General features: G+C 61.9%; 12 protein-coding genes and 1 pseudogene. 8 read left to right on the top strand and 5 right to left on the bottom strand.

Features of this window, described 5'->3' with window-relative positions:
• The coding region (locus ACR2J1_RS03065) for a serine hydrolase (RefSeq protein ID WP_434017879.1) at positions 1-305 on the bottom strand (305 nt) is incomplete at its 3' end.
• A gap of 323 nt (positions 306-628) precedes the next feature.
• Between ACR2J1_RS03065 and ACR2J1_RS03060 the strand changes: the two genes are divergently transcribed.
• The 3 genes from ACR2J1_RS03060 to clpA all read left to right on the top strand — a co-directional run bounded on the left by ACR2J1_RS03060 (position 629) and on the right by clpA (position 4018).
• Positions 629-961, top strand: a complete 333-nt coding sequence (locus ACR2J1_RS03060) for a phasin family protein (RefSeq protein ID WP_434017878.1) — start codon at positions 629-631, stop codon at positions 959-961.
• 244 nt (positions 962-1205) lie between these two features.
• Entirely contained in the window at positions 1206-1535 is a 330-nt protein-coding gene (clpS, locus tag ACR2J1_RS03055; RefSeq protein WP_434017877.1) for an ATP-dependent Clp protease adapter ClpS, read from the top strand.
• 8 nt (positions 1536-1543) lie between these two features.
• Positions 1544-4018, top strand: coding sequence for an ATP-dependent Clp protease ATP-binding subunit ClpA (gene clpA, locus ACR2J1_RS03050; RefSeq protein ID WP_434017876.1), 2475 nt, complete (start codon positions 1544-1546; stop codon positions 4016-4018).
• 15 nt (positions 4019-4033) lie between these two features.
• Here the strand turns inward: clpA and ACR2J1_RS03045 are convergent, their stop codons facing one another.
• The gene (locus tag ACR2J1_RS03045; RefSeq protein ID WP_434017875.1) at positions 4034-4459 is read right to left on the bottom strand and encodes an HIT family protein; all 426 of its coding nucleotides are present in this window, start codon (positions 4457-4459) and stop codon (positions 4034-4036) included.
• 141 nt (positions 4460-4600) lie between these two features.
• Here ACR2J1_RS03045 and ACR2J1_RS03040 point away from each other — a divergent pair, with 141 nt between their 5' ends.
• Positions 4601-4777, top strand: coding sequence for a dodecin domain-containing protein (locus tag ACR2J1_RS03040; protein WP_434017874.1), 177 nt, complete (start codon positions 4601-4603; stop codon positions 4775-4777).
• On the top strand, positions 4705-4860 hold the full coding sequence (locus ACR2J1_RS03035; RefSeq protein WP_434017873.1) for a dodecin domain-containing protein: 156 nt from the start codon (positions 4705-4707) through the stop codon (positions 4858-4860). Before ACR2J1_RS03040 ends, ACR2J1_RS03035 begins: the two co-directional genes overlap by 73 nt.
• Here the strand turns inward: ACR2J1_RS03035 and ACR2J1_RS03030 are convergent.
• From ACR2J1_RS03030 to ACR2J1_RS03020, 3 genes are read right to left on the bottom strand one after another with little or no spacing between them, the layout of a single operon-like run.
• On the bottom strand, positions 4857-6077 hold the full coding sequence (locus ACR2J1_RS03030; protein ID WP_434017881.1) for a GNAT family N-acetyltransferase: 1221 nt from the start codon (positions 6075-6077) through the stop codon (positions 4857-4859). The two genes, ACR2J1_RS03035 and ACR2J1_RS03030, sit on opposite strands and share 4 nt — an antisense overlap.
• Before the next feature lie 51 nt (positions 6078-6128).
• Positions 6129-6881, bottom strand: a complete 753-nt coding sequence (locus tag ACR2J1_RS03025; RefSeq protein WP_434017872.1) for a glycerophosphodiester phosphodiesterase family protein — start codon at positions 6879-6881, stop codon at positions 6129-6131.
• A gap of 17 nt (positions 6882-6898) precedes the next feature.
• Positions 6899-7363 (bottom strand): RidA family protein, encoded by a 465-nt coding sequence (locus ACR2J1_RS03020; protein WP_434017871.1) that lies wholly within the window; start codon positions 7361-7363, stop codon positions 6899-6901.
• A gap of 181 nt (positions 7364-7544) precedes the next feature.
• On the opposite strand from ACR2J1_RS03020, the gene ACR2J1_RS03015 reads away from it, so the two are divergent.
• The 3 genes and pseudogenes from ACR2J1_RS03015 to ACR2J1_RS03005 all read left to right on the top strand — a co-directional run bounded on the left by ACR2J1_RS03015 (position 7545) and on the right by ACR2J1_RS03005 (position 10443).
• Complete coding sequence (locus ACR2J1_RS03015) at positions 7545-8402, top strand: cell envelope integrity EipB family protein (protein WP_434017870.1); 858 nt, start codon at positions 7545-7547, stop codon at positions 8400-8402.
• Positions 8403-8694: 292 nt separating this feature from the next.
• Entirely contained in the window at positions 8695-9069 is a 375-nt protein-coding gene (locus ACR2J1_RS03010; RefSeq protein ID WP_434017880.1) for a response regulator, read from the top strand.
• 56 nt (positions 9070-9125) lie between these two features.
• Positions 9126-10443, top strand: a pseudogene (locus ACR2J1_RS03005) (PleD family two-component system response regulator).
• Positions 10444-10792: the final 349 nt, after the last annotated feature.

Raw genomic sequence — 10792 nt, 5'->3', positions numbered from 1 at the left:
AGGCCCAGTTTAGTTGGCGCTTGGCTTGCCGCGTGCGGGGTGACGACAAGCTCGGAGTCGAGCGTCATCGATCCCGCACGCAAGTACGAAAAGAGGACATAAAGCGTCATGATCTTGGTGAGCGACGCGGGATGGCGAGGCGTATCGGCTGCCCTCGAAAAGAGGACGGTGCCCGCATTCATATCGACCACGATCGCTGCGGCAATGGATGGCGCGCTCGGGCTCGACTTCTTCCTAGCGCTTGCCGCGCTCAGGGGAGCGGAGGCAGCGGCGAAGGCAAGCACGGCCACGAAAACAACACGCATGGAACCGCTGAAGCGGCCCCGACGGTAACGCTGACGAAACTCCACTGTCCCTCGAAGGCTTTGCGCCTTTCCCCGTTAAAGCCTGCCCTGTTGCGCACCCTCATGCGCAATTCCACGCTGGGCTCTTCACTATCATCGATCGGAAGAACCTTGGCGTGGCAGGATTGAGGCTAAAATCCAGCGATTGCCAAAGGGTTAAGGATCGCAGCAGAAGTTCATTGTGCACTGCAAAAAAAGGTTGACCGATTATTGTGCAATGCATATATATCGCTTCGCGTTCGCAGCAATTACATCCGCATAGCACCTACTTAGAAGAGGGCCACATGTTCAAAGGGTTCGAAGAGTTTCAGAAAGTCAGCAAGGACGGCTTCGACGCCTCCGTACGCTCGTTTGGCGAGATGAATAAGGGCTTCCAGGCGATTGCCGCCGAAGTCACCGACTATTCCAAGAAGGCGTTCGAGGATTCGACCCGCGCTTTCGAGCAGCTGATCGGCGCCAAGTCGGTCGAGCAGGCGGTCGAGATCCAGACCCAGTTCGCCAAGAAGGCCTATGACACGTACCTCGCCGAAGTCTCAAAGCTTGGTGAGATGTATGCGGGTCTGGCCAAGGATGCTTATAAGCCGGTCGAGGCTGCCATGACCAAGAAGGTCGCGTAAGCACCGCGTCACACTCCATCTGTTTGAAAAAGACCCGGGGTTCGCCTCGGGTCTTTTTTTTTGCCGTTTTCCAGGTGGCAACTCTCCCCATGCTAGAATCACGCGGCGCGACGATTTGTTATGCCTCAGTGGTCGCGCGGATTTGCAGCTTGTTGCCCATGCGCCTAGAATGTGACTCAGATGGAAGTGCAGAGCGGCCAGCGTCTTGGTAGATGACCAACGAGACGCCACATAGGGACTGACGATGGCGCGGAACGGCGATCCTCGCCGGGGCGACGACACCGGCACCCATATCATCACCAAGACTCGGCCGAAGACAAAGCGGCCGAGCCTCTACAAGGTGTTGCTCCTCAACGATGACTACACGCCGATGGATTTTGTCGTGTACGTGCTCGAACGCTTCTTCAACAAGCCTCCGGAGGAGGCGACCCAGATCATGCTGCATGTGCACCAGAAAGGCGTCGGGATCTGTGGGGTCTACACTTACGAGGTGGCGGAGACTAAGGTAGCGCAGGTGGCGAGCTTCGCACGGCAGCACGAGCATCCGCTGCAATGCACGATGGAGAAAGAGTGAGGAATTAAGTGGCTTCGTTTTCTACCAGTCTAGAGCAGGCTCTGCGGCGCGCTCTGCAATACGCAAATGAGCGCAGCCACGAATACGCGACTCTCGAGCATCTGCTCCTGTCCCTGATCGACGATCGCGACGCGGCCGCCGTCATGCGCGCGTGCGACGTCGACCTCGACCTCCTGCGCGACAAGCTGACGGGCTATATCGACAATGAGCTCGCCGGGCTGGTGCTCGATTCTCACGGCGATGCGCAGCCGACGGCAGGCTTCCAGCGCGTCATCCATCGCGCCGTCGCGCATGTGCAGTCTTCGGGCCGCGAGGAGGTGACGGGCGCCAACGTGCTCGTTGCGATCTTTGCCGAGCGCGAGAGCCATGCGGCGTATTTTCTCCAAGAGCAGCACATGACCCGCTTCGACGCGGTCAATTATATCAGCCACGGCATCGCCAAGCGCTCCGGCATGTCCGAGCCGCGCACGGTGCGTGGCGTGGATGAGGACGCGGCGACCATCGAAGGCGGCGAGGAGAAGAAACGCGGCGTCGATGCGCTCGAGATCTACTGCATCAACCTCAACCAGAAAGCCCGCGCCGGCCGTATCGATCCGCTGATCGGCCGCGGGCCCGAGATCCAGCGCACCATCCAGGTGCTGTGCCGCAGGCAGAAGAATAATCCTCTGTTCGTGGGCGACCCGGGCGTAGGCAAGACCGCCATCGCCGAAGGCTTGGCGCGGCGCATCGTCATGGGCGACGTGCCGGAAGTCCTGACCGACGCCACCATCTTCCAGCTCGACATGGGGGCGCTGCTTGCGGGCACGCGCTATCGTGGCGATTTCGAGGAACGGCTCAAGGCCGTGATGCGCGAGATCGAGAACTATCCCGGCGCCATCATGTTCATCGACGAGATTCACACCGTGATCGGCGCCGGTGCGACCTCGGGCGGCGCCATGGATGCCTCGAACCTGCTCAAGCCGGCGTTGCAGTCGGGCACGTTGCGTTGCATCGGTTCGACGACCTATAAGGAATACCGGCAGCACTTCGAAAAGGACCGCGCGCTCGTGCGCCGGTTCCAGAAAATCGACGTGAACGAACCGTCGGTGCCGGATGCGATTGAGATTTTGAAGGGCCTGAAGCCCTATTTCGAGGACTTCCACAAGGTCCGTTACACGAGCCAGGCCATCAAGTCGGCGGTTGAGCTGTCGGCGAAATATATTCACGACCGCAAGCTCCCCGACAAGGCGATCGACGTGATCGACGAGAGCGGCGCATCGCAGATGCTGGTGCCCGAGCGGCAGCGGCGGAAGACGATCGGCGTCAAGGAAGTGGAGGCGACGATTGCCACCATGGCTCGGATTCCGCCGAAGACCGTGTCGAAGACGGACACAGAGGTCTTGCGCAATATCGAGCGCGACCTGAAGCGGGTCGTGTTCGGCCAGGATCGCGCCATCGAGGCCTTAGCCGCGGCCATCAGGCTGTCACACGCAGGCCTGCGCGAGCCGGAGAAGCCGATCGGCAACTACATGTTCTCCGGTCCGACCGGCGTCGGTAAGACGGAAGTCGCACGCCAGCTTGCAACGCTGCTGGGTGTTGAGCTCCTGCGCTTCGATATGAGCGAGTATATGGAGCGGCATACCGTGTCGCGCCTGATCGGCGCGCCTCCGGGCTATGTCGGCTTCGACCAGGGCGGCCTTCTGACCGACGGCGTCGACCAGCATCCGCATTGCGTGCTGCTGCTCGATGAAATCGAGAAGGCGCATCCGGACCTGTTCAACATCCTGTTGCAGGTCATGGATCACGGCAAGCTCACCGACCACAACGGCAAGCGCGTGGACTTCCAGAACGTGATCCTGATCATGACCACCAATGCCGGCGCCACCGACCTCGCCAAGGCCGCCATCGGCTTCGGCCGCTCGAAGCGCGAAGGCGACGACGAGGAAGCGATCAGCCGCATGTTCTCACCCGAGTTCCGCAATCGGCTCGATGCGATTATTGCGTTCGCGCCGCTGCCGGCCGATGTCATCGCCAAAGTGGTCGAAAAGTTCGTGTTCCAGCTCGAGGCGCAGCTCGGCGACCGCAACATCACGATCGAGCTCACGCCGGAAGCCAATATCTGGCTGGCCGACCGCGGCTACGACGAGAAGTTCGGTGCCCGGCCGCTCGCGCGCGTCATTCAGGAATACATCAAGAAGCCGCTCGCCGAGGAGATCCTGTTCGGCGCACTGAGGGATGGCGGCACGGTGCGCGTTCTGGTCGAGGAGAAGGATGGCGAGAAGATTCTCGGTTTCGAGTATATCAAGCCCGACACACCGATCCGTCCGCGCGACCCGGAAGACGACGACGAGCCCCAGGACCCGGACGGTGGCGGCTCGGCCGAGCCGGAGGCCAAGGCCGGGCGCAAGCCGAAGGCAAGGGCAGGGGGCAAGCGCTCCCGCTCCGGCGGCAAGACCCGTGTCGGCTTCAGCGCCGTGCCGAAAGTGCCGCTCGGCTCGCGCTAGGCACGTCTTGTCCGTTTAATCTCCGGCGAGCTTCGCTCTGATCTTTTCTGCGGTGGCGGCGAGCACGGTCTGATCGGCTCTCTGCGCGCCTTCGGGCCTGAGCGGCTCGCCCTCTTTGCGCGGGATGATGTGGACGTGGAGGTGAAACACGGTCTGTCCCGCCGCCGCGCCATTGAATTGCGCGATGAGCACACCGTCCGCGCCGACCGCGTCGCGGATTTTGGGCGCGAGCGTCTGCACCACCGCCATCAGCTTGGCGAGGCCGCCCGGGCTCGCCTCGAATAAGCTCTCGGCCTGCTCCTTGGTAATAATGAGCGTGTGTCCGTCGCTGCGCGGCATGATGTCGAGGAAGACGAGGGTGTCGTCGTCCTCGTAGAGCTTGTTGCAGGGGATCTCGCCGCGCAGCATCTTGGCGAAGATGTTGTCTGGATCGTAGGGCATGGCGTTCCTTGCTCCGTTTTCCACCGCCATTTCGGCCCCCCCGGCAGCAAGGTCAATCCTTGATCGGCTTAGCTCTCATCTCGTGATCCACTTCCTTGAGACGCATCAAGGCCGATACAGCCGTGTTAGGCTACCTAGATCATGGTTGAACGCAGTCGCGCGCCAGATGCCCCTCCGGCGCAGCTTAAGGAAAGAGCCATGTCCATGCTGAAAGTGTTCGAAGTTTTGGCCGAATCCAACAAGAGTTGGGAAGAGGCGGCGCAGACGGCGGTTTCGCGCGCCAATGCCAGCGTGCGCAATGCCGCTCCATCTACATGAAGAACATGGAAGCCACGGTCGAGAACGGGAAGATCAAGAGCTACCGCATCAACGCAAAGATCTCGTTCACGCTCGAAGACTAGGAGCGGCTGTCGTCCGCTTCGGAACGGAACGGCGACTCCTCGCTGAGGAGCGCGATCTCCTGCGCGACGGCTCTGCGTTCGCGGCGCAGGAAATCGGCGATGGCGCGCCGCAAGCCCGGAGCGGCGACGTAATGCGCGCTATAGGTCTCTACCGGTAGATAGCCGCGCGCGAGCTTATGCGCGCCTTGGGCGCCGGCCTCGACGCAAGCGAGGTGATTGGCGATGGCATAGTCGATGGCCTGATAGTAGCAGGTCTCGAAATGCAGGCAGGGATGCTCCTCGATCGCTCCCCAATAGCGGCCATACAGCGTATCGGGCCCGATGAAGTTGAGCGCGCCGGCGATGTAGCGGCCTGACCGCTTGGCCATCACGAGAAGGACTTGATCCGCCATGGTCTCGCCCAGCAGGCTGAAGCAGCGCCGGTTGAGATAGGGCGTGCCCCATTTGCGCGCGCCTGTGTCCATGTAGAATTCGAAGAATGCATCCCAATGCGCTTCGGTGAGATCGGAGCCTGTGATCCATTCGAACTCGATGCCGTCCGTTAAGGCCTCCCGGCGCTCCTTGCGGATGGTCTTGCGTTTCCGCGACGACAGCGCAGCGAGAAAGGCCTCAAAACTTTCGTAGCCCTCGTTCCGCCAGTGGAATTGCTGGTCGGTGCGCTGGAGAAAGCCGAGCGCCCCAGCAAGCTGCCATTCATCGCGGGTGACAAACGTGATGTGCAACGAGGACAGGTCGAGCTTCTCGGCGAGCGTCGCGCCTGCCTTGAGCAGGAGTGTTTCGGTCTCGCCCCGATCGGCGCCCTCGCGGACGAGGAGGCGGCGGCCCGTCACGGGCGTAAACGGCACCGAGGCTTGCAGCTTGGGGTAATAGCGGCCTCCCGCGCGCATATAGGCGTCCGCCCAGCCCTGGTCGAAAACATACTCTCCGCGGGAGTGGGACTTGAGGTAGCAAGGCATGCAGCCTGCAAGGCGGCCGGCATCATCCTCCAGGAGAATATGACTGGGCAGCCAGCCCGTCTCGCGCGAGGCGGAGCCGCTTTCTTCCAGCGCCCTCAAGAAGGCATGCGACGCGAAAGGATTGCCCGCCTCGGTAGCGTCCGCCTCGCCGCGGGCGCAAGCGTCCCACGCCTCGGCGGCGACGTCGGCGATGCGAGGCACGACGCGCATGACGGCCCCCTGCGGGGCGGCGGAGGCCTTCTGCGGGGCTTCAGCAGCCATCTTGGGTGCCGTGTTTGCCTTGGACTTGAGCCGTTTCACATTGGCCATGGCTTATGGCTGAAACCCTTCGAAGATCATGGCGTCAGCATAGCGCGCCGCGGTGACGCGGTCCTCTTCGCTGCGCACGGTCCAGGTGACGAGAGGAAGTCCAAAGATCCTCCGTGCCGTATAGGGCGCGAGCGCCGGCAACTCGTGCACATCGTAGGCGATGAAGTGTGGTCGGGCGAAGACCGAGGTCAGCAGATGGCGCATGGCAAAGCGCTGTAGGGGCGAGCGGTGCGACCAAAAGCGGCGATGCTCGAACCCACCCGCCACGAGCCCGCGCGGCAGCGAGGGGGCGAGGGTGCGAAATGCGGCAACCACATTGGGGTCGAAAGACATGACGGCGACCGGGCCCTGATAGACCGCGAGCGCTTCAGCAATGCTTGCTGCAAAGCTGCGATCTTCCGTCCACGTGCTCTTGGCCTCGAGCAGAAGCGGGATGCGGCCGGCGACGAGGTCGAGGAGCTGCGGCAGGGTGAGAATGCGGTCGCTGCTGCCGCGCAAGGCAATGCGACTTAAGGCTTCGGCCGTCCGTGTTCTGAGCGGGCCCGATTGAGCCGTCAGCCGGCCGAGAGTGAGGTCATGGAAGACAACCGGTCGTTTGTCGCCCGTGCATTGCAGGTCGAGCTCGACGCCATAGCCCTTATCGATCGCAGCTTCGATGGAGGACGCGCTGTTCTCTATAATGAAGCGGGAGGCATCATGCAGTCCACGATGCGCGATCGGGCGCCGCAACCAGCCGAGTTCGCCCAGATCGCGCATGAAGGCCTCAGCCCACGCTAGTCGATGGCGAAGATGGCATCGATCTCGACGGCGGCGCCAAGCGGCAAACTCGCGCAGCCGACGGCGATGCGGGTGTGGCGTCCCTTTTGTCCGAGCACGTCGACAATCAGATCGGATGCGCCGTTGATCACCTTCGGATGATCAACGAAGTCTGGTGTGGCATTGACGAAGCTGTTGAGGCGGAGGCATTGCACGATGCGGTCGAGGTCGCGCAGCGCGGCCTTGGCCTGCGCCAGGATGTTGAGCGCGCAAAGACGCGCCGCCTCTTGGCCTTGGGCGATCTCAAGATCGGCGCCGAGCTTGCCAGCAACGGCCACGCGCCCGTCCCGCATCGGTAGTTGGCCCGAAATGAAAAGCTGGCCGTTCAGATGAAGAAAGGGCACGTAATTGGCGACCGGGGCCGGAACCTCCGGCAGGATGAGGCCGAGAGCTTGCAACCGCGCTTCAATCTCTCCGGCCATTTGAGTCTCCGCTTTAGCCTTGGGGACCAATGAAAGGAGGCGACCATCCAGCAAATTCGATGATCCTGCAAGCACATGGCGGTCGCTATGCGCCCCTTGTCCAATCCGTCGGTTGATGCGAAAAATCGCATCCGGCATGCCGGATGCGAGTGAGGGCTTTTTTCGAGAGGGTCGGGCCGATATGGCGTTTGTGAGCAGAGGCTGGTTTTTGGTTCTTTTGGCGACGGTGCTGTTTTGCGCCACCCTCAGTCAGCCTGCGCGCGCCTTTGCGCCGAAGGAGCCGATCAAGCTCGCGGCCCACCGCGCGATCTATGAGATGAGCCTCGGAGACACGCGATCGGCTTCCGGCATTACCGGCATCGATGGGCGCATGGTGTTCGAGTTCAAGGGCTCCGATTGCAGCGGCTATACGCTCAATATGCGCATGGTCACGCAGATGACCGACTCGCAAGGTCAGACCAATCTCACCGATCTGCGCTCCTCGACCTGGGAAGAAGGCAACGGCGGGAAGTTCCGCTTTCAGTCGGCGCAGTATCTAAACGATAAGCTCGGCGATGTGACCATGGGGCGCGCGGTGCGCGAAACGCCCACCGCACCCGTGAAGGTCAAGATCAGTCAGCCGAGCAACGCCGAGTTGGATCTCTCGGGTCAGGTGCTGTTCCCGACGCAGCACAGCCTCGCCCTGATGGAAGCCGCCGATGCCGGCAAGACGGTGTTGCAGGCGCAGATCTACGACGGCTCCGAGAAGGGGCGCAAAGTCTACGACACCACCGCCTTTATCGGTAAGGCGGTGCCCGCCGGGACGGAAGCGGAGCTTGAGGTCGCAGCGAAGGACAAGAAGCTGAGCGAGCTCGTGTCCTGGCCGGTGTCGATCGGCTATTTCGAGGCAAAGGGTGGCGATCTTACTCCGAGCTACCAGATCGATTTTCGCCTCTATGCCAATGGCGTCAGCCGCAAGCTGCTGATCGATTACGGCGATTTCTCTATCCAGGGCACGCTGACGTCGCTCGAATATCTCAAAGCCGAAGCGTGCCGCTGAGTAGGGCTTCTCGCGCATTGCGGGGCCTACCGGCTGTCCGCTGACGGGTGGAAGCGGCGAAACCCTATCGGCCGTCGATCGGCATTCTCACCCTCGATATATATTCCGCTTTTCCGCCCGATTCCGCCGCTCTCTAAAGGGTTTGGTTACGGGTTTACAGTGAAATCGCTCGGGGAACAGTGGGGTGGAGACGCGTATGTTTTGGAGAATTAGGCCGGCTCCGACTGCCATGGCGCATCCGGTCCATATGGTCGATCATCAGAGCTTCAACGAATCGCCGGGACCGAGGCCGATGACAAAGACCGTTCTGATCGTCGAGGACAATGAGCTGAACATGAAGCTCTTTCACGATCTGCTCGAGGCGCACGGTTACGAGACCCTACAGACGCGCAACGGCATGGAGGCGTTGTCGCTGGCGCGCGAGCATCGGCCCGATCTCATCCTGATGGATATTCAGTTGCCGGAAGTCTCGGGACTCGAGGTGACCAAGTGGCTGAAAGAGGACGATCAGTTGCGGTCCATCCCCGTGATCGCGGTGACCGCCTTCGCCATGAAGGGTGACGAAGAGCGCATCCGCGAGGGCGGCTGCGAAGCGTACATTTCCAAGCCGATCTCCGTGACGATGTTTCTCGATACCGTCAAACAGTTCATCGGCGAAGCGCGGTAGATGCTTCATGACGGCGCGCCGTCCTTGTCTTTGATGATGTCGAAGCCAACGTAAAGCTGCTGGAAGCACGCTTGACGGCGGATTACTTCGAGGTTCGCACGGCGCGAAGCGGGCCCGAGGCTCTGCATATCTGCGCGCGGGAACGCGCGGATGTCGTGCTGCTCGACATCATGATGCCCGCCATGGACGGGTTTGAGGTCTGCCGTCGGCTGAAATCGGATCCACGTACCCAGCATATTCCAATCATCATGGTCACCGCGCTCGATCAGCCATCGGATCGCGTGAAGGGGTTGGAGGCCGGCGCCGATGATTTTCTCACCAAGCCGGTCGACGATCTCGCTCTTATCACGCGGGTGAAGAATCTCGCCCGGCTGAAGATGCTCACCGACGAGATGCTCATGCGCGCCTCGACGGAAGAGCAGATGGGCTTTGCCGGCGGTATCGGCGACCCCCTCGATCAGTTTGGGCGAAACGGCCGCATTCTGCTCGTCGAGATCGGGATCGCTCGGCCGAGCGCATCATCGACACCCTCAAGGCCGATCACCATATCGAGCGGGAGGCGGACCCAGCCCGCGCTCTGCTGCTGCTGCCGGACGGCCATTTCGATCTCATGATCGTCAGCCTCAGCCTGGAAAACGCCGACGGCTTGCGGCTCTGCTCGCAGGTGCGCTCGCTCGATCGCACGCGGCATCTGCCGATCATGATCATCGTCGAACCCGGCGAGGAGGGCCGGCTGCTGCGCGGGCTCGATGTGGGCGTCAACGACTATATCGTGCGCCCGGTGGATCCCAACGAGCTGCTGGCGCGCGTCCGCACCCAGGTCAAGCGCAAGCGCTACACCGACCATCTGCGCACGCGGCTAGGGGAAACCGTCGAGATGGCGATCCTCGATCCGCTCACGTCGCTGCATAACCGGCGCTATATGGCGAGCCACCTCAAGACCTTGTTCGAGGAATCCGCGCAGCGCGGCAAGCCGCCCTCCTGCTCGACATCGATTATTTCAAGGCCGTCAATGACAGCCACGGGCACGACGCCGGGGATTCTGTCCTGCGCGAGTTCGCATCGCGCGTCCGCCGTAATATTCGCGGCATCGACCTCGCTTGCCGTCTCGGCGGCGAGGAGTTCGTCGTGGTCATGCCCGAGACCGATCTTGCCAAGGCTTATCTCGTGGGCGAGCGGCTGCGGCAGTGCATCGCCGCTGCACCGTTTCACGCCGGCGAGCGCATCGGGACGCTGCAGGTTACGGCAAGCGTAGGGGTTGCTGCGCTGGAATTCCCGGACGACACCCCTGAGCTCATTCTGAAGCGGGCAGACCAGGCGCTCTATTGCGCAAAGCGCGATGGCCGCAACCGCGTCGTGGCGGATGCTGCCTAGCGTGTCTGCGGACAGCTTTTCCCGAATCGCCGTATAGCGATGGACGCCCTGCGTGCGCTGGGCTCGACCTTGAGGCGGCAGGTGAGCGCCACACCTTAAGGCTTTACACTGCCTAATTTTTTGACGTATTAAGCGTTTGAAGAAAATTGTTTCCGCCTAATTGCGGGCTCGTCTATGCTCCATTCGGTGCCGACGAGTTGGCACAATGTACAAGGCTGAGGGGGCGCCAGCGCGAGAGGCCTGAGCGCGCCCCACATTACGGTCGGTTTCGGATAACCCTGCGGAATGCTCAGGTCCGCCGCATCTCCTGGGTCCGTGGGGTTCGGCCGGTCGGAGCGCGGCTGAGTGG

Origin of the sequence: Methyloceanibacter sp. (assembly GCF_050999895.1) — a bacterium.
Classification (GTDB): domain Bacteria; phylum Pseudomonadota; class Alphaproteobacteria; order Rhizobiales; family Methyloligellaceae; genus Methyloceanibacter.
Note: the sequence above shows the minus strand (reverse complement) of the source record. Positions and strands in the feature narration are given on the sequence as shown.